The 18,733-nt window shown below is 69.4% G+C and carries 12 protein-coding genes and 1 pseudogene; 7 read left to right on the plus strand and 6 right to left on the minus strand.

Translation table 11 applies throughout. The annotated features are described in order from the left end of the window. Position 1: 1 nt before the first annotated feature. The 3 genes and pseudogenes from OG293_RS37120 to OG293_RS37130 form a co-directional block, all read left to right on the plus strand. A complete protein-coding gene (locus OG293_RS37120) occupies positions 2-2,953 on the plus strand; it encodes a putative Ig domain-containing protein (RefSeq protein WP_406003135.1) in 2,952 nt (983 codons plus the stop codon). Positions 2,954-3,213: 260 nt separating this feature from the next. Further along, entirely contained in the window at positions 3,214-3,480 is a 267-nt protein-coding gene (locus OG293_RS37125; protein ID WP_406003136.1) for a hypothetical protein, read from the plus strand. 1 nt (position 3,481) lies between these two features. After that, a pseudogene (locus OG293_RS37130) lies at positions 3,482-3,664 on the plus strand (PAS domain S-box protein); the annotation flags it as partial. A 241-nt stretch (positions 3,665-3,905) separates the two neighbouring features. On the opposite strand, the gene OG293_RS37135 reads toward OG293_RS37130, so the two are convergent. Together OG293_RS37135 and OG293_RS37140 are read right to left on the minus strand one after the other, a co-directional pair. Beyond that, positions 3,906-4,070, minus strand: coding sequence for a hypothetical protein (locus tag OG293_RS37135; RefSeq protein WP_406003871.1), 165 nt, complete (start codon positions 4,068-4,070; stop codon positions 3,906-3,908). Between the two features lie 122 nt (positions 4,071-4,192). After that, positions 4,193-5,503, minus strand: a complete 1,311-nt coding sequence (locus tag OG293_RS37140; protein ID WP_406003137.1) for a cation:proton antiporter — start codon at positions 5,501-5,503, stop codon at positions 4,193-4,195. A 546-nt stretch (positions 5,504-6,049) separates the two neighbouring features. On the opposite strand from OG293_RS37140, the gene OG293_RS37145 reads away from it, so the two are divergent. Continuing rightward, positions 6,050-6,805 (plus strand): hypothetical protein, encoded by a 756-nt coding sequence (locus OG293_RS37145; protein WP_406003138.1) that lies wholly within the window; start codon positions 6,050-6,052, stop codon positions 6,803-6,805. 523 nt (positions 6,806-7,328) lie between these two features. Continuing rightward, on the plus strand, positions 7,329-7,613 hold the full coding sequence (locus OG293_RS37150) for a hypothetical protein (protein ID WP_406003139.1): 285 nt from the start codon (positions 7,329-7,331) through the stop codon (positions 7,611-7,613). A gap of 156 nt (positions 7,614-7,769) precedes the next feature. On the opposite strand, the gene OG293_RS37155 is transcribed toward OG293_RS37150, so the two are convergent. Together OG293_RS37155 and OG293_RS37160 are read right to left on the minus strand one after the other, a co-directional pair. Then, positions 7,770-8,123, minus strand: a complete 354-nt coding sequence (locus OG293_RS37155) for a VOC family protein (RefSeq protein ID WP_406003140.1) — start codon at positions 8,121-8,123, stop codon at positions 7,770-7,772. 349 nt (positions 8,124-8,472) lie between these two features. Beyond that, positions 8,473-8,913, minus strand: a complete 441-nt coding sequence (locus OG293_RS37160) for a VOC family protein (protein ID WP_406003141.1) — start codon at positions 8,911-8,913, stop codon at positions 8,473-8,475. A gap of 231 nt (positions 8,914-9,144) precedes the next feature. Between OG293_RS37160 and OG293_RS37165 the strand changes: the two genes are divergently transcribed. Continuing rightward, on the plus strand, positions 9,145-9,639 hold the full coding sequence (locus OG293_RS37165; protein WP_406003142.1) for a hypothetical protein: 495 nt from the start codon (positions 9,145-9,147) through the stop codon (positions 9,637-9,639). Here the strand turns inward: OG293_RS37165 and OG293_RS37170 are convergent. Both OG293_RS37170 and OG293_RS37175 read right to left on the minus strand, forming a co-directional pair. After that, positions 9,612-9,917 carry a hypothetical protein gene (locus tag OG293_RS37170; RefSeq protein WP_406003143.1) on the minus strand — a complete coding sequence of 102 codons (306 nt, stop codon included), beginning with the start codon at positions 9,915-9,917 and terminating at the stop codon, positions 9,612-9,614. The two genes, OG293_RS37165 and OG293_RS37170, sit on opposite strands and share 28 nt — an antisense overlap. 633 nt (positions 9,918-10,550) lie before the next feature. Continuing rightward, positions 10,551-17,894 (minus strand): amino acid adenylation domain-containing protein, encoded by a 7,344-nt coding sequence (locus OG293_RS37175; RefSeq protein WP_406003144.1) that lies wholly within the window; start codon positions 17,892-17,894, stop codon positions 10,551-10,553. A gap of 412 nt (positions 17,895-18,306) precedes the next feature. Between OG293_RS37175 and OG293_RS37180 the strand changes: the two genes are divergently transcribed. Next, positions 18,307-18,732 carry a transposase gene (locus tag OG293_RS37180; RefSeq protein WP_406003145.1) on the plus strand — a complete coding sequence of 142 codons (426 nt, stop codon included), beginning with the start codon at positions 18,307-18,309 and terminating at the stop codon, positions 18,730-18,732. The last annotated feature ends 1 nt before the right edge of the window (position 18,733 follow it).

Raw genomic sequence — 18,733 nt, forward strand, 5'->3', positions numbered from 1 at the left:
TATGAACCTGAGACGAAGAATCACTGCACGCCTGACGGCCACGCTTGCGGTCGTAGGCCTGATGACCGCCGGGCTCGCCGCGGCGGGCACCGGAAGTGTGTCGGCGGCGGCCCGCCCGGGCGGTTCCGGCGGTGTCCTGGTGAACGCCGGGTACCTGCGCGTGGGGCTGGACGCCACCGGTGCCGTCACGAGCCTGGTCGACTCCCGCAACGGCCGGGACTACCTGGTGACCGGGCACGGCACGGCTCCGCTGGTCAGCCTGGTGATCGACGGACGGCAGGTGAAGCCGACCGCGGTGAAAAGGTCAGGCAGCACGCTGGCGTTCAAGAACTCCGCGGCAGGCACCGAGGTCGACGTGGCGGTGCACGATCGGACGACGTATGCGACGTTCACCGTCACGAAGGTCAAGGCGCCGCCCACCGCTGATCTGCAGACCCTGCTGTGGGGTCCATTGGCGACCTCGCTCACAGGCACGATCGGGGAGTCGGTCGGCATCGTGGGCAACGGCGGCTTCTCGGCGGGGATGAAGGTACTCAACGACCGCACCGAGGGCGGCTGGCCTCGCGAGGGCACCGGCATGGGCTGGCAGAACGAGGTGTCGAACAACCCCTCCAACCTGCAGGTGGCGGCACTGGAGCAGTGGAGCGTCGGCGGCCACACCCCCTGGAGCAACCTGCTGCGCGCCTTCACCTTCGACTACACCAAGCAGCGCCTGCGGCTGAACGATTCCGGCTACCGGATCCCGGTCGGGCCGTTGCCCAGCGGAGGCGGGATCGTCGGGTCGAAGATCGCGCTGTTCGGTACCACGCCGGATCTCGCGCCGACCGTCCTGTCGGAGATCGCCAAGGGCCAGAATCTTCCGTACCCGAAGATCAACGGGCAGTGGCAGAAGGCGGCGCAGGCGACCTCCAAGTCCATCCTCGTCCTGTCGGACCTGAACACCGGCAACGTTGGGACGGCCGACCAGTTCGCCAAGGCCGCCGGCATAGACATGATCTACTCGCTGCCCGGGGCTGACGGCCCCTGGCAATCGGCCGGGCACTACCAGTTCAATTCCAGCTTCGGTGGCAGCGATGAGGGCGCAAGCAGTCTGGTGAACACGTCCACGTCCAACGGCGTCGCGGTTGGCGCGCACACGCTCTCGAACTTCATCGACACGAACGACCCCTACATCAAGCCTTCACCCAGCCCGGATCTCGCACGCGGGCAGAGCACCACGCTGACCCGGCCCCTGTCCTCCGGCGACACGTCGCTCCATATGGCGAGCTGTGACCCCCTGGCCGGCGGCCTCCAGGGCAAGCGTCTGCTGATCGACAACGAATTCCTGACCTACACCGGGTCCAGCACGGTCGGCAGCGAGTGCGAGGTGACCGGGCTGGCCCGGGGGCAGTGGTCGTCGGCTGCGGCCTCCCATTCCGCCGCCGCCACCGTCGCCCGCGTGCAGATGAACGGCTACGGCGGCGGCTACGGCAATCTGAACATCATCAACTCGATCGCCACCCGGTTCGCCGCCATCTGGAACACCACCGGCATCACGGCGACGTCCTTCGACGGGCTGGAGTCCGCCTCGGAGTCCGGCTGGGGCCAGTACGGCATGGCCCGCATGGTGAACGGATCCTTCGCGCGGCAAAACGCCAAGGACGGCTTCATCTCCGAGACCAGCCGTATGGGTTCGAACGTCTGGGACGGACTGTCCCGGGCCAGCTGGGGCGAAGTCGGGGTGACCAGCATGAGCCAGGTGTTCCTCAACAACGCCTACTACCAGGCCAACTACCTGCCCGGGATGCTCGGCTGGATTGCGCTGCCGGGCAACGCCGGTCTGCGTAACGTCGAGGACAACCTCGCGCGGGGCGCGGGCCTGAACGCAGGCGCCGGATTCCAGACCTCCGTGTCCAGCCTGACCCGCGGTGGGCAGAACACATCGGTGCTGCTGGACGCGGTCAAGCAGTGGGAAACGGCCCGCAACCTCGGAGCCTTCACCACCGCCCAACGCGCGCAGTTCCGAGACGTTTCCACACACTGGCACCTGAGCGTCATCACGCCCCGTCAGTCCTGGTCGCTGCAGCAGCGCGACGCCTCCGGCAACAACATCGGCGCGCCGCGGACAGTCACCGTCCCCACACCAGGCTTCCCGAGCATCAGCCTGCCGGGCATGACGGCCGGCAAGCTGTACGAGGCACGACCGGCCGCGAACGTCCCCTCCATCATCCGCTACGAGCTCACAGCGGGCGCCCTGCCGGCCGGCCTGCGACTGAACGCCGACACCGGCGGCATCACCGGCATCCCGACCACCTGTGCCGCATCCAGGTTCACCCTCACCGGCATCGGCGCCCCCGGAACCCCGAACGCGCGGCAGACCTTCACGATCAGTCCCCGGACCTCGCCGAAGCCGCCCACCGCGGGGACGCTGAGTTTGACGTCGGCGTTCAACAACGTGGGAATCACTTCACAGACCGACGTCGCCACCGGCAACTTCGACGGATACGGCAACAGCTTCTCAGCTGAACAGCTCGCCGCGGCCGGCGTCACACCTGGTGCCACCGTGACGGTGCAGGGCACGGAGTTCGCCTGGCCGAACGTGGCCGCGGGCACGCCCGACAATGTCGTCGGCTCGGCGGTGATCCAGGGCTCCGGTCGTGGCGGCAGCACCCTCGCCTTCCTCGGATCCGAGGCCGGCGACGTGACAGACGACATCACGGTGACCTACACCGACGGCACCGCCACCACCGCGTCCATCGGGTTCCCGAACTGGCTGGATTCGAGCCCCACCGAGTTCGGTGCCACTCTGGCCTTCTCCACTCAGGGACGCAACACACCCGGCGGATACGGCAACACGAGCGGTGCCTACCGGGTCTTCTACAACCAAATCCCCCTCGACTCCACAAAGACCATCGAGACTGTCCGGCTTCCCGCCAGTACGAAGATCCACGTGTTCGCACTGACCGTGCGCTAGGTGTGCGGCTGACGGACGCCTGTGACAGTGGGTCTTGGGCTTTCTGTCATAGGCGTTCGTCGGAGGCCTGGCCGGCGAGATGTGGGCCATCTCCCCGCTTGGTTCCCGTGACCGGTCGGGTGCTCGTCGAGTGCCGACAAGGCGATGTTCGCCAGGGGCGGTGAGAGGATGCCGCCCTGCGGGCTGCCGGTGAGTTCGTGCTCGTGCAGGGACGGAAGCCGTATCGAGTGCCGCCTGGCGTCGTTGGGCAGTTCGTGACGATGACCACGTTCGCCGAGGCCCTGTACCGCGGCATAGCAGTGCGGCCGGAGACGTTCCGAACCGGGGCATGGATTCCAGCGCTGGAGGAAGAGGAGCTCGCCGGGTTCGGCAGGCGCAGCGGCTGGAGTGGTGCCATCCGTAATGCCGTGCATCAGGTGCTGCCCATCGTTCGGTCCGGCTGGCTCATCGGTGTCCTCGCATCCGCCGTTGCTGTCCTGGACCAGGCGGCTGACGGAGGCACGGTGTTCCGGCTGGGTGGTGCGTGAGGTGGGATCTGCATCTGGGGGTGGTGAGCCGGGCGGGCAGCGTGTACCGCTGCCTGGTGCGGTATCGCTGCAGCGGCTGAAGACTGTCCCGGTGGCCACTGCGCTCATCGATCCCGAGGGGCGCGTTCAGGAGTGGAGCGAGGCCGCGCAAGCCCTGACCGGCTATCGGGATGAGGAGATCATCGGCCGGGACGCGGCTCTGCTCGGGGACGCCACGGGGTTTCGGGGAAAGGGTTTCGTCCGTGCGGTACTGCGCAGCGCCGGCTCGGTGCGTACCGACTGGCTTCGCGGAGGCCTGGCCGGCACCACCGGCCCGGCGCGTGGACCTGCCTCCGCGAATCGTTCCGCTGAGGGACCATCCCCGCGGGTGCGGGGAGCAGCCTGCGGCAGCAGGTCCGCCTTGGTCTCGGGACCATCCCCGAGCGTCAGGCCAGCGGCAGGTGGGCGTGGGTCTCCCTTTCATGCATCTGGCGGTGACGGCCGAGGACGGTCAGTTCGACGGCTGTGATCCTCGCCGTCGCGGGTTCGGGGCTGACGCTTTCGAGGGCGGCCGAGTCCGTCCCGAAACGGGCTGCCTGTCGGCGGGGCACGGACTGCGCTTGGGACGGCAGGACCGAACCCCTGGGGCCACGGGGGCGGTCGGCGGCGCGAAGGCAGCTGCACCGGCCGCCGGGCGGACCGGGCAGCGTCCAGCCCGTTGGCGCCGAAGCTGTTAGCGCAGGCGCCGTGGGCCGCTCTGCTGGTGCAGGGCCGGCTCGGGCGCCCCCAGGCCCTCGCGCAGATCGGGAACGGCGGCCCTCGCGGCCTCGTACCAGGCGCCGTAGCGGTCGGCGAGGAACGGGGCGGAGATGCCGTGCAGCAGAACGCTGAGGCCGATGGTGACCGCGACGACCCGGCCCAGCAGTTCGACCCCGGGCACGTGCTCCTCCACCACGAGGAGCCCGAAGACAATGGACGCCAGGCCACGGGGCCCGAACCAGCCGACGTATGCCACGGTGGGCAGCCGCATGCCGGTGCCGGCCAGCGCCAGGGCCACCGGAACCATTCTGACCACCGTCAGGCTGAGCACCCCGTACGTGACGATCCGCCAGTCCAGGTGCTCCAGCGTCGGGCCGAGCAGTACCGCGCCGAAGACCAGGAAGCTCAGTGTCCCCAGCAGCCCGCCCAGGTACTCGGCCAGTTCGGCAGGCCGTTCACCTGTCGGCTCCTCGGCGAAAGGCTCCTCCCTGCGCAGTGCGACGCCGAACGCGAAGCCCCCCATCCAGGTGGCGATGAACCCGCTTCCGTCCAGAGCCGTCGCGACTGCGTATGCGCAGAACGCCACCGCCAGGACGAAGACCTGCCGCCATTCATCAGTCACCCAACCCCGGGCCCGCGCGATGGTGAGCAGTCGCCTTCCCAGCCAGCCGAAGGCCAGGCCCACCGCCGTGCTGAGTACCAGGGCCCGCCAGAACACTCCGCCCACGCCCTCCTCGGAGGCTGCCGTGCCGGGAATCGCGGCGAGGAACAGGAGGAAGAACGGCAGCGCCAGGCCGTCGTTCAGGCCGCTCTCCACGTTGAGCCCGTGGCGCACCAGTGCCGGGAGGCGAGGACTGGAACAGGCCGCCTTGCCGAGCGCCGCATCGGTGGGTGCGAGGATCACACCGATCAGTGCGAACTCCCACAGGGTCAGGCCCGGCAGCAGGGGCCACGCCAGCAGCCACCCCACCCCGATGCTCAGCGGCAGGCCGATGGCGAGCAGACGCAACGGCAGGAAGCCACCCGTGTGCAGGTCGCTTCGGCGTACCGTCATCGCGTCCGTGAAGAGCAGGAGGGCCAGCGCGGCCTCAATCAGCGTCAGCACCGGACCGGCGTCGTGCCCCAGGTCGAGAACATCCAGCCCCACCGGCCCGATCAGTACCCCGAGGCCGGTGAACACCATCGGCGCCGACACCGGCGTCGAGGCCAGCCGGCGCGAGAACAGCGCATAGCCCCCGGTGACCGCTGCAAGAGCCGCGCCGGTCCACGCGCTGCCACCACTCATGACACTCCACTCTTCCTGTCGCAGCGAGCGACTCCGTGATGGGGAGGATCCCGGGAACTTCCGCAGCACAGCCCGTCCGCCCAGTCACGACCTGCTCCCGTCCAGAGGGCGGGTCCTGGCCGCGCGCTAAGCCGCATTCCAGCAGTTAGGTGACCGAGGGCCAGGCACTAAGGAGACCGAACGAAGGCCCAGTGTGGCCCGATGCCATGGCCTGGGCAGCGGACGACACGCGCACGAAATTGCCTGGGAGCAGGGTCCGTCCAACGGCTCGCACCCCCCGCGCGTGATGAGCAAGGTCGCCTGCTGTTGCACCCGAAAGGCCGCCGGGTGTACGAGCAGGCGCGGATGCGGCCCTCGCCGGGCGCGCGCAGCATGAGGACATGAACGAGTCGGTGGCTGCCGGCGACGGTCTTCGCGGCGCGGCTGCACCCAGTCGCCGTGTTCTGCCGAGCCTGGCGAGCACAGACGGGAGAAACATCATGGCCAAGCCCGACGCAGTCTTCATCTACATCGGTACCTAGGTGGGCGGCCACTTGTGGCGATGGCATGTCGCGGGCGGACGTCAAAGAGTTCGGCGAGACCATCGACGAGGGACAGGCCGTGATGGTTGCTTCCGGTTCCGACCAGCAGGCGATCTCGCCTAGCGGCTGGAATGCCCGCCTGTACTGGTTGTGGATCCTGTACAACACGATCGCCTTCATCACCGTCCTGACTGTCGGCTTCCTGCTCGCACTCCTGGGCAGCGACGTGCTCCACCTCGGCCTTTCCAGCGGTCACGCCTTGGTGGCGCTGCTGATCGCGACCCTTGGGGCCGTGCTGTTCGGAGGCGTCCTGGGCGCCCTGCAATGGCTCGTCGTCCGGGAGCGAGTGCCCGTCCCGCGCAAGGCGTGGATCACCGCCAACATCGGCCCGGCGCTACTGGCCTGGCTGCTGGTCATCATGCCTGCCGTGATCGACGCCCAGGACACCCACAAGGACGCGTCGACCGCCTACCTGCTGGCCGCCAGTCAGTCCCTGGCCCTGGGCCCGCTGCTCGGCCTGTCGCAGTCACTGGTGCTCCGCAAGGTCACTGCCCGCTGGGCCTGGTGGATCGGGGCAAACCTCGCCTCCTGGCTCATTGTCGATGCAGCTGTCTACCTGCTGTCGGAGCTGTCCGGCGGCTCCGACGTCCTCACTGGTCACGGCTCGATCGCCGAGGTCTACCTCACCTTGATCGCGACCACGCCGCTGACCGGCCGGGCGCTGCTGTGGGTACTCGCCCCCTCCGCCCAGACCCGTCCCGAAATGCAGCAGCCACCATGACCAGTGCGCTCCCGCCAACGGCCCTGCGGGAGGCGGGTGCGCAGATGCGGGGCCGAACAGACAGGTCCACTACGCGGAGGAAGGGCCGTTCTCGCCGACGCGGCGTTGGGCGATCGTGAGCGGTCATGCGCACACGGGCTCCCTGTCGACTGTCCGCCGACGTCACCCGGGTGCCACGCGTGGCTGGTACTGCAGGTCAGCACAGCTGACGCTGGACGGAAGCGCCGTCGAGCCGGGAGAAGCCATGGAACGCCAGGTCAACCGATGCGCTGCTACGTGGGTGGCCGTCATGCTCGGCTTGGCCGGACTGACTGGCTGCTCGTCGGACGAGTCTTCAAGCTCCCCCGCGTCCTCGGCGGCTTCCGCGGTGAAGTCAAAGGCATCTGGACTTGCTTCCTCGGCGGCTTCCGCGGTGAAGTCAGAGGCATCTGGACTTGCTTCCTCGGCCAGCAGCGCGGCAGCGTCGGCAGCGGCCTCTGCGCTCGCTTCAGCTGAGGCGGAAGCATCGTCCGCTCTGGCGAAGGTGAAGGGCGGACTGGACGCCAAAGCGGACGTCACCCTCGGCAGCGTCGCGACCGGCTCCAACGGCCGGGCAGAGGTCCCAGTGAACGTCACCAACCACGACTCGAAGCCCAGGCGCTACACCCTCGTGGTCAACTTCAAGGACCCGTCAGACACCCTGCTCGACGTGGTCGTCCTCCAGGTCCCCCAGGTCGCTGCGGGCGGCACGGCCCACGCCACTGCACGGAGTCACTGGGCCCTGAGCGGCACAGTGACCGCTGAGGTCCGCGACGCATTGCGGTACTGATGCCACAGCGCGACCTCAAGGGATACGGCAAGCGCCGCCGCGAGAACGACCGGAGCATGACCGACCGCACACGCGTCCGCCAGCCCCTGCTGCCCACGTTCGTCCAGCACGTTGAGACAGCTGAATACGCGAGTTCACCAGTAAGTACGGGACCCCTTACTGAAGGCGCTGGCCAAGGACGCAGAACTCGTTGCCTTCGGGGTCTGCCAGTACAACCCACGATTGATCACCCTGGCCAATATCAACACGCTGTGCGCCATGAGCCACCAGACGAGCCACCTCGGCGTCCTGGTCATCAGGCCTGAAGTCGAGATGCAGTCGGCTCTTAACCTTCTTGCTCTCATCAAGCCGGACGAAGTCCAGCCCCGGCAGGCGATCCGGCTCCGGGCGGATCTCGAACTCCTCATCAGAGGAGTGGACCACAACCCAACCAAGAGCCGTAGCCCACCACTGCCCCAAGGCCACCGGATCTACCGAGTGAACAATTACCTGTTCCCATTCCAAGGTCATCCGCCGAGCTTAGACCTGCCAGGGCTTCAGGAACAGGCAGTTGTGCCCTCGCGGCCTCGGTCAATGATCTTGATCGGCTGCACCGGACCGCCGGCGCGACCGCGCCACGTCGCCGTTCGGCTGCCCGATGGGCGTACGGCGCTGTCTCAGGTACTGGCCGCGCAGATCGCTGCGCAGATCGCGGCGGCCGAAAGTCAAGGAACGCCAGCCCCGGCCGTGGCGTGAGCTCACCCCACGGCTCGATGAGAGAACATGCTCGATCTTCGGCGCTCGCGACCGGCGGTCCGGCGCAACTCCCGGGCGCGGGTGCCCGGATGGTTCCTTGGGTGCACGGTCCCTTCGGTAGCCTTCAGCTGAGCTGTTCGGCCAGTCCGACGATGATGCCCTCAGGGCCGCGGACGTAGCAGAGCCGATAACTGTCCTCGTACTGCGCCAGCTCGCCGATGAGTTCGGCGCCCTGGGTGCGCAGGCGGGCAACGACGTCCTCGATGTCGTCGACGGCGAACATGATGCGACGAATGCCCAGCGTGTTCGCCGGCGCGTTCTTCGGCTCGGCACTGATCGCCTTCGGCGTGTGGAACATCGCCAGCTCGATTCGGCCGTGGCCGTCCGGGGTCCGCAGCATCGCGATGTCCTGTCGGACGCCGTCGAGCCCGATGACACGCTCCACCCAACGTCCCTCGATCGGCCCCTTGCCCTCCAGCTCCATGCCAAGCTCGACGAAGAACGAAATAACAGCGTCAAGGTCGTCGACAACGATGAGGACGTTGTCCATCCGCTGGATTGTCATGCTGGGCCTCCTTGGTGTGGCACGGCCACGGTGTCCGCATCCGCCCCTGAGACGGAGCCGCCCGGCCGTTCTCGACATCCTCTGCCAGATCTTCTTCGAATGACCTGCGCCACTCATACGTCGATGGCACACCCTCAAAGTTCAGTGACACACGACAACTGCCCCTAATCTTCTGTGATCTGTCGGGGCCGCGCGCCTCGGGAATCGGCGCCTCGGGCATAATCAGGAGCCGTGTCCTCTCCTCCTGATCCCGCTGTCCTGTACCTCGACGTCGCTGCCTGCGGCAGCCTCGCCACAGCGCTCCGGGCCGAGGCGGAGGCCTGCCTCGGTGCCGTCCCCGTCACGTCCCCGGGCTTCGCTCCGCTGCTCCACGCGACCGTTGCAAGCACCCTGCCGGACCGTGAGCCGCTGCAGATCAGTGCATGGTCGCACGAACGGCGGTGGTCGATCCGCGGCACGGAGCCGTTCCAGAGCATGGCCCTCATCGACGGCACGACCGACGACCTGGCGGAGGCCGCTCGGGCCGCCCGGGCGTGGCACGACGGGGCGGCCCTGGACGACATCCGCCGGGCGGCACCCTTCGTGCACCTGACCGGCAGGTTCGAGGTGCCCGACCACGATCCCGCGCGCCTTACGGAATCAGAGTGGCAGAGCATGCGGCAGGAGGCGGGCGAACTGGAATACGCATGGCAGGAGACCTACCAAGCCCTGAGCGGATGCGGGTAGCGCTCCCGGTCTTCTTCGGGAGATCCCGTGAGGTGGGAGCTCTGCCACTCGATGCCGTTGTGCTCGCTCGTACCGAACGGCGTCCGGAGGTAGAGGAAGTCGCAGAACTCTCCCCAGCCGTAGGTCTCGACGAGCTGTTTGTAGTCGTTGGGCAGCCGGGTACCGATCACAGTCTCCACGGCCGCCCACTCACCGTGGGCGTCCACGGGCACGGACGGCGGCGCCACGAGCTGCACCAGCCGATCGCGGCGAGTCGCGCTGGTCTTCGGATCGCCCATGAACGCAGCATATGCATCACTCCGCGATACGATCGACGAATTTTGGGCTGGCAGTATTTCCACAGGTCAGACGGTATGGCGTAGCCGTTCGCGATCTTCGCGGCTCTGCCAGGCTGACGTGGCCCGGGTCGCCCTGGCCGGTGGACGTGAGGGCGGCCTTCGTCTGATCCAGTGCTCCGTCCCAGAGGCAGAGGAACAGCGCGAAGGCCGTGGTCGTGAGTCCGGAGCGTCAGGGTGTGCTGCGTGACGCGTTCGCGGAAGTGTCAGCCTTCCGGACGGAGTTGTACGCCTCCCTGACCGCGCGGGCGACGCGACGGCTGCCGTCCGCTGCGCGGGTGGTGGCCGGAAGGTTCTGGTGGTGCGGCGGACATGGCGCCGGGACCGCACGAGCTGGTCAGTGATGAGGAACGGGCACACTGTTCCAGGCGATGGCGGACTACTTGCCCGAGGAGTCGCTCATCGGCGCGGGGGCAAAGCTTCCCCCAGCCGGCGGGGACGGTGGCCGCGGACAGGGCGACCGCGTGAGCGAGGCGTTCGGGCCAGCTCTCTCCGCACGCCGATCCTGGAGCCCCCGGTCCCGCGCGGCAGGGCCGCACGGAACCGGGGGAGTGGGACGAGCGCCACGTAGCACCCCTACCCGGGCAGGATGCCTGCCCCGCGCCCGGCTGCCTCCAGTGCCGCTTGATCGGCCTGGCGCTGGAGGGTGTCGCGGTCTTCGATCACGGCGTCGGGTACGGCGTCGGGCAGGACGTCCTCAAGGAAGCGCAGACGCCGGTCGTACCACCCGCGAACCGCCCACAGCAGTTGGAGCACTCCGCTGGCCACGACGACCACAGCCAGCCCGCGTCCGGGTCCCGTCCCGGTGACGGTTCCGAGGGTGTCGGCCAGTGCCCCGCCGGGTTCGAGCAGGGGGCGGACGTAGGCGTCGGTGAGCGGGCCGATCACGACGTACCCCAAGGGCATCGTCAGCATCATGGCGGTGATGAAGATCGACAGTACTCGGCCCTGCAGCTCCAGCCCGACCTTGGTCTGCACCAGTGCGATCCAGTGTCCGTTGATCAAGGATTCCGTGGCCGAGAGGCCGAACATGCCGACAGCCATCAGCCAGGGCTGCCCGCTGAGGCCGATCGCGGTCATGGACAGGCTGCTCACCCCCATGAACGCGATCATGCCGTCGGCCCGTCGCGCGGTGCCGCCCCACACTCCCATGATGAGAGCCCCGACGAGGGCGCCAAGCCCGCCGGCCGACAGCACCGTGCCCAGGACGGCGGAGCCGTGCTCCACCAGGATGAGCGGTGTGAGCAGGGCGAATCCAACGGTGTAGAGGAAGTGGTCGACCAGGAAGAACCGCAGGGCGCGGACGAGTCCCGGCCGCTTGGCGACATACCTCCAACCGTTGGCGATCTGGTCCCGCACCGGTTCCTCGCGCTTGCGGAAGAGCCGGTCGGGAAACCGGACGAGGAGCAAGGTGGCCACCCCCACCAGGAAGGTGGCGGCGTCCACGAGCAGGATCTGCGACAGGGACAGCACGTTGAGCAGCCCGGCGGCCATCATCGGCGCGAACAGCGCCCCCGCTCCCGCGCCGAGTTGGCTGATGCCGTTGGCGTGTGCGAGGAAGGGCTTGGGCACCAGCTGCGAGACGGCCGCGAGGTAGGCCGGCCGCTGGAACGCCCCGCACAGCGAGGTCAGCGCGCACACCAGGTAGACCTGCCACATCCGAAGGTTCCCACCGGCCATCAGGCAGACCAGTGCGACGGTGCCGAGGCCCGCTGCGACATCGCTGGCCATCATCACTTTCCGGCGGTCGTAGCGGTCGGCCACCGCCCCGGCAAGCGGTCCGGCCAGGATGCCGGGCAGGAGGGCGACTGCTGAGACGAAGGCGAATTGGGTGACCTGCCCCGTCCGGTGGAACACCCACAGGCTCATCACGAGTTGGCTCAGGGCGCTGCCGACCATGGAGACGAACTGTCCGGCGGCCACCACGCCGAACCGCGCCAGCGAGGGACACGGTTCGCCGCCCCGTCGGCCGCGGGAGCGTGGGGGAACGGTCCGCGGCACCGGCCCACGTTCCGCGGGCACCCGACCCGCCGACCGGATGGGGGACGCGGCTTCGGGTCCGGCAGCCGCTGCCGGCCGCGGCGCGGCAGGCTCCTGCGTTCCGTGCGGCCGGGCCCAGTGTGTCACCAGCTCCGCGACGCTCTCCGCCTGGTGCTTGATGAAGAAGTGGCCGGCTTTGGGGATCACCTTGAGCTCGACCTGGTCGGCGAACTGCTGCCACTCCTGGTGCCGTTCCTGATAGAGCTCCGTGACCCGGTCCCTGTCCCCCACGATGCTCAGCAGGGGAGCGCGCAGGCGCCGGAGGTCGCGCTGCCGGAGGGCTGCGGTGAAGTACTCCTCGGTGTCGCGGACATCGTGCCGGACCGCGCGCAGGACGAAGTCGCGCTCGTCCTGGTCGACCACGTCGGTGAAGCCGCCCCGCGCCCGCAGGTAGGCCAGGTACTCGCGGTCGGAGGTCAGCCGGTCGACCGGCAGGTGCCGGTACGCCCAGTCGAAAAGCCGACCGGGGAGCCGGGCGACCGGGAACCCCGCGCCGATCACCACACCAGCCGCAGGACGTCCCGAGTCCTCCAGGCAGTGGGCCAGCGCCATGGTGACGGCTGATCCGTGGCAGTGGCCGTAGAGCACCAGCGGCCCGGGGATGTCGCGCAGTTCGTCCAGGCAGCGCGCGGCGATGGCCTCGGCATCCAGCAGTTCCTCGTCCGGCCTGCTCCGCTCATGGCCCGGCGGCTGGAGGGCGTACAGCGACCAGTCCTCGGGAAGGGCCGAGGCAAGGGGCTCGAAGGCCACCGCCCCGCCGCCGGAGTACGGTACGCACACCAGTGTGGCCGCGACCGGCCCGGTCCGTTCGGGGGTGAGCCGGTGCAGCAGCGGCTGCCCGGCCTCGGGGACCACGGCGGCGTCGAGGAGTTCGGCCAGGCTTCGCACCGTGGAGTTGCGGTACAGGTCGAGCAGGGCCAGTCGAGTACCGCAGGCGGACTCCACGGCTCGCACCAGGCGCAGCGCGGAGAAGGAGTCACCGCCGAGCTCGAAGAATCCGGCGTCCGGGCCGACGTGCTCCACCGAGAGCACGCGCTGCCAGATCCCCGCCAGCATCAGTTGCGTCGGCCCCTCGGGCTCCGCCCGCTCCTGCCCTTCCCGCCCCGGTGAGGGCGGTGGGAGAGCCGCGCGGTCGAGCTTTCCGTTGGGCGTCGTGGGCATTCGCTCCAGGACGGTGATCGTGGCGGGGACGGCGAAGTGCGGGAGACGGTCCTGGAGCTGCCGGCGCATCTCACCGGTGCTGGGGAGTTCGGCCGGCTCGCGGGGTACGACGTATCCGGCCAGCCGCGGGGCCATGCCCGGACCGGAGTGCACGGCCGCCGCGCCCACCAGGACGGCGGGCAGCTCGCTCAGCGCGGCTTCCACCTCGCCGAGTTCGATGCGGTGGCCGTTGACCTTGACCTGGTCGTCGAGTCGGCCGAGGAAGTCGACGGTGCCGTCGGAGCGCAGGCGCGCGCTGTCGCCGGTGCGGTACATCCGGGCGCCGGGCCGAGCGGTGAAGGGATCGTCGTGGAAGCGGTCCCGGGTCAGTTCGGGCCGGGCGTGGTAGCCGGTGGCGACGCCTTTGCCGCCGATCCACAGTTCTGCGACGACGCCGGGCGGAACCGGCTCGCCGTGCCGGTCCAGGACGTAGAGCCGGTTGTCGGGGTACGGGACGCCGATGGGCAGCGGGGCGTCAGGTGCAAGATGCTCGGCGGGGCCGTCGAAGTAGGCATTGTCCACTGTCGCCTCGGTCACGCCGTAGGAGTTGACGACGCGTGCGCGCGGGCCGACGAGTCGGCGGGCGAGGCGGTACTCGTGGACGTACCACTTTTCGGCTCCGCCGATCAGCAGCCGCAGGAAGTCCAGGCGCTCGCCCCGCGCCTCGGCGTGGGCGAGCAGCGCCCGCAGTACGGCCGGAACGAGCTCGGCGACCGCCACGTGCTGCTCGCGCATGAGACCGAGCAGGGCGGCCGGGTCGAGCAGGGTCGGCTTCGGGCAGATGAGCAGCCGGCCCCCGGTGCCGAGGGCGCGCAGGGTCTCGCCCGCGAAGACGTCGAACGAGAATGCCGCGGCCTGCAGATGGGTCCACTGCGGGCTGAGCCGGTAGGCGTGGCGCCACATGCGCACCGCGTGCAGCAGGTTGCCGTGGGAGACGACCACGCCCTTGGGCAGGCCCGTCGTGCCCGAGGTGTAGAGCACGTAGGCCGGATCGTCGCGATGGGGCGCCGTCTCCAGAGGGCCGGTGGACTCCGAGGCGAGCGCGTCGTCGTCGCACCGGACGACGACGGTGCCGGGCGGAGGCTGCGGATGGCTGCCCCCGGCGGTGATCAGAGCCGAGGCGCGGCTGTCGCCGAGCATGTGGCGCAGCCGCTCGGCGGGGTAATCGGGGTCGAGGGGAACGTAGGCGGCGCCGGACTTGAGTACCCCCAGCAGCGCGGCCACGGCACGGGGCCCACGGGCCAGATGGATGCCGACTCGATGTCCGCGCCCGATGCCGTGGGCGTGCAGGGTGTGCGCGAAGCGGTTGGCCTCGGCGTCCAGACTCCCATAGCTCCACTGCTGCCCCTCGTGGCTGACCGCGGGGGCGTCGGGGGTGCGCCGCGCGAACTCCTCGACCAGCTGGTGGATTCCGCCCAGCGTGTCCTCAGGACCGGGCGGCAGGGCATGCCGGTCGTTCAGCTCCCGCACAAGGTGGTCGCGTTGTGCGGCGGTCAGCAGTGGCAGCCTGCTGATGGGGAGCTCGGGCTCGTCCAAGCAGCTCTCGAGCAGGACGAGGAGTTGGTCGAGCATCCGCTCCACCGTCTCGGCGGCGAACAGCTCGGTGGCGTATTCGGCGGTGAGCACCGGTCCTTCGGCGGGGAAGTCGATGCTGACGGTGAGGTCGAGCCGGGTGGTGCCCGGGTGGGTGTCGCCGATGTGCTCCACCCGCACGGGGCCGTGAGCGGCTGCGGCCGTGGGGGTGTTCTGCATGATCAGCATCGTCTGGGTCAGCGGGCTGCGGTCGGGCCGCCGGGGGAGGTCGAGCGCGTCGAAGACCTCGCCGAGGGGGAGGTCCTGGTGGGCCAGGGCGTCGACCACGGTGCCGGACACCCGGCCGAGCAGTTGGCGGAAGGTGGGGTCGCCGGTGAGGTGGGTTCGCATCGGCAGGACGTTGATGAAAGCGCCGATGGTCTCCTCTTCCGAGGTGTCGCGGTGGGCGACCGGTGACAGGACGGTGATGTCCGTCGAGCCGGAGAGGCGGTGGATGAGGGTTTGGAAGACCGCCAGGACGAATGTATAGGCGGTGATGGATTCGTCCCTGACAACGTTGTTCAGGCGCTCGATGAGGGCTGCGCCGAGGCGGCGGTCGATCCTGGCGCCGGCGAAGGACCGGACGGACGGCCGGGGGCGGTCGGAGGGGAGCTGAAGCTCGGTGTCCACCCCGGCCATCCGCTCGGCCCAGTGGCGGCGCAGCGCTACGCGTTCGTCGCCCACGGCAGCGCGGGCCTGGTGGTACAGGTGCTCGGCGAAGGGAGCGGGGGTCCGCTGGACATCGCCTTCCGCGAGGAGCTCGGCGAGTTCTGAGGCCAGCACCGAGGAGGACCAGCCGTCGAATACGAGGTGATGGACGCTCACCACGAGTTCGAGTTCGTCCTCGGCGAGGATCAGCAGGCCGGCCGAGAGCAGTGGGCCGCGCCGCGGGTCCAGGGCGGTGGAAGCGAACCCGGCACGCAGGACCTGCGCCCGCTGGTCTCGTTCGGCGGCGGGTTCGGCGCTGAGGTCGTGCACATCGAGGGGAACGTCGCGGGCCGCTCCCACGGTGAGGAAGGGCCCCTCGTCCGTCTCCGAGAAGCAGGCGCGCAGGGCGTCGTGGCGTTCCACGACACGGCGCAGCGCCCTGCGCACGTCCTCGGCGGACGTGGGTCCGGTGATGCGGTAGCGCAAGCCGAGTGTGTGCATGGCGGTGCCCGGCAGGAACTGCTCGGCCAGCCAGGTGTCGCGCTGGAAGGCGGTCAGAGGCAGCCGGTCGGCGGGTCCCGGCTCTGCGGGCCGGTCCCTGCGCGGGGCGGGCACCGGCTGCCCGGATGGTGCCGCCGACTCCACCAGGGCCGCCAGCCCGGTCGCGGTCGGGTGGGCGTACAGCTGCGCCAGGGACAGCCGTACCCCGAAGTCCCGCTGGATCCGGCCGACCAGCCGTCCCGCCGTCAGGGAGTGGCCGCCCAGGGCGAAGAACGATTCCCCGGCCGCCGCGTTGCTCACGCCCAGCACCTCGGCGAAGAGGGCGGCCACCGCGGCCTCGGTGCCGTGCGCGGGCGGGCGCGGTTCGGTCCCTCGCGGGCGGGCGGCCGCCGCAAGTGCCGCATGGTCGATCTTCCCTCGGGAGGTCATGGGGAAGGAGGCCACCGGTATCAGGAGCGACGGCACGCAGTGTGCGGGAAGCCTGTCCCGCACATGGCCGAGGATGTCGTCCAGCGGCGGCGGCACATGACCATGGATGTCGTCCAGCGGCGGCAGCACGTGGCCGATGAGGGTCGAGGTGCTCCGGTCGAGCAGGACGACGGCGTCACGGACGCCGGGGTGGGAGCGCAGGGCCTGCTCCACTTCCGCGGGCTCCACCCGGAATCCGCGGACCTTCAGCTGCCTGTCGCTGCGGCCCAGGTAGAGCAGGCGGCCGTCCGGCAGCTGCCGGACGCGGTCACCGGTGTTGTAGAGCCGCGCCCCGTCGGCCGTGGTGGCGAACCGCTCAGCGGTCAAGTCGTCGCGTCCCAGGTAGCCGAGGGCCAAGGTCGCGCCTCCCAGGTGCAGTTGCCCGGCAGACCCGGGCGCCACCGGTGCTCCGTCCTGGCCGAGCACGCGTGCGATGACACCGGGAAGCGGGGTCCCGATCGTGACCTCCTGCCCGTCCGCTTCAGGCAGCGCGCGAGGACCCGCGAGATCGGCCCAGGTGGCCACCACTGTGGTCTCGGTCGGTCCGTAGGTGTTGACCAGCCGGACGTGCCGCACCGAGGGCAGGGCCCGCCACGCCGCCACGCGGTCCGCCCGGGCTTCCTCGCCGCCGATGACGAGCAGCCGTACGGCGGGCGGCAGGGACAGCCGCTGCGCGCCCATGGCGTCGACCAACTCGTGCCAGTAGGCGGTGGGCAGATCCAGCACGGTGATGCCAGCCGCGGCGCACCTGTGCAGAAAGTCCGTCGGCGAGGCGATCGCTTCGTCGTCCCTGACCACCACCGTGGCCCCGGCAGACAGGGCCGGGAAGACCTCCTCGATACTGGTGTCGAAGGCGGGGGAGGCGAACTGCAGGACGCGGTCGGCCGGTCCCAGCTCGTACCCGGTGACGGCCGTACGGCAGAAGTGGGCCAGGGCCCGCCTGGGTATGCACACCCCTTTCGGCCGTCCGGTCGTCCCGGAGGTGTGAATGACGTACGCGGGATCGGCCGGCCCGGCCGGGGCCACGGTCCGCTTCCCCGCGTCGTCGGGATTCTCCGGCAGGTACAGGATGTCGAGGCCCGCCATCTCGAACGGTGCTGCGTCCTCCTTCGGGCACACCATCGTCCGCACCCCGGCTTGCTGGGCTGTGGCCGCCAGCCGCTCGCCGGGATCCTGCGGGTCCAGGGGGACGAACGCGGCCCCCGCCATGAGTACGCCCACCTCGGCGACGATCGTGTCTATCGCGCGGCGGGCCTGGACACCTACGGGTTCGCCGGTGCCAACTCCTCGTTCGATCAGATCGGCGGCCACCGTCCCGCCCAGGTCCAGCAGCTCGCCATAGCTGAGAGTTCGTATGCCGTCGGTGACGGCCGGAGCATCGGGAACCGTGGCCGCCCACGCTTCGAAGTCGGCTAGCGGGTCACAGAGGGAAGGTTGCTCCTCCTCGAATGAGGAAGAAGCGCCTACGGAAGGGTGATTCGTATCGCTCATGTGTGCTACTCGCTCTTGGGGGACAAGGATTGGTCCTCGAGGCCGTCCCAGTACTCCCGCACTCGGGCGACCGCCGCGAGCGGAACCTAGCGAGCACGGATGATCACGGAAGGAAGCGCGGATGAATGGCGTGCGACGCCCCGGAGCGTGTGATTTACCGTCAACTACGCAACAGATGGCGGGTCAGCTCTTCCGCCTCAGGTGGTGCTCCCCGTGGGGGCATCGGTCGCACCGGCCTGACGTGCCGGCGGCCATGCCGCGCCCGCCTCGGGCAAGGGTTCCCTCGGCGGACGGCGACTTGGGGCATCGACACTGGGCAACTGCCAACGCAGGACACCAGGGTCCGTCTTCAAAGATCACCGGTGGTAGATCACGGTGGGGTGGTACGCCGCCATGAACTCACCGATCGGGAGTGGGAGTTGCTTGCTCCGCTCGCACCTGGGCCGCGACAGGACGGTCGCGTGTGGAAGACGGGCAGGTCATCAACGGGATGGTCTGCAAGATCCGCACCGGGATCTGCTGGCGTGATCTGTCGGAACGCTACGGGCCGTGGAAGACGGTGTACCCCCGCTTCCGCCGCTACGCGCTGGATGGTGTGTTTCAGAGAGGACCGACCAGCGGGGACAACGGCACAACCGCGGTCGCCGTGGTGGGCGGCCACCGACATTCGAGCGGCAGAGCTACCGTCGACGCAACATCGTTGAGCGCTGCTTCTACCGTCTCAAGGGTGTCCGCGGAATCGCCACCAGAGACGACAAGACCGCCACTTCGTACGAAGTGGCGGTCAGTCTCGCGTCGTTCCTGCTCTGGGCAGGATCCCTTTGAGGACGGACCCTAGG

Source organism: Streptomyces sp. NBC_00829 (genome assembly GCF_045161795.1).
Classification (GTDB): domain Bacteria; phylum Actinomycetota; class Actinomycetes; order Streptomycetales; family Streptomycetaceae; genus Streptomyces.

Excerpts from the sequence above, each read along its gene's own strand:
- OG293_RS37160 (WP_406003141.1), bottom strand. The coding sequence starts at position 8,913 with ATGACAATCCAGCGGATGGACAACGTCCTCATCGTTGTCGACGACCTT.
- OG293_RS37175 (WP_406003144.1), bottom strand. The coding sequence starts at position 17,894 with ATGAGCGATACGAATCACCCTTCCGTAGGCGCTTCTTCCTCATTCGAG.
- OG293_RS37140 (WP_406003137.1), bottom strand. The coding sequence starts at position 5,503 with ATGAGTGGTGGCAGCGCGTGGACCGGCGCGGCTCTTGCAGCGGTCACC.
- OG293_RS37120 (WP_406003135.1), top strand. The coding sequence starts at position 2 with ATGAACCTGAGACGAAGAATCACTGCACGCCTGACGGCCACGCTTGCG.
- OG293_RS37145 (WP_406003138.1), top strand. The coding sequence starts at position 6,050 with ATGTCGCGGGCGGACGTCAAAGAGTTCGGCGAGACCATCGACGAGGGA.
- OG293_RS37170 (WP_406003143.1), bottom strand. The coding sequence starts at position 9,917 with ATGGGCGATCCGAAGACCAGCGCGACTCGCCGCGATCGGCTGGTGCAG.
- OG293_RS37125 (WP_406003136.1), top strand. The coding sequence starts at position 3,214 with ATGACCACGTTCGCCGAGGCCCTGTACCGCGGCATAGCAGTGCGGCCG.
- OG293_RS37155 (WP_406003140.1), bottom strand. The coding sequence starts at position 8,123 with ATGACCTTGGAATGGGAACAGGTAATTGTTCACTCGGTAGATCCGGTG.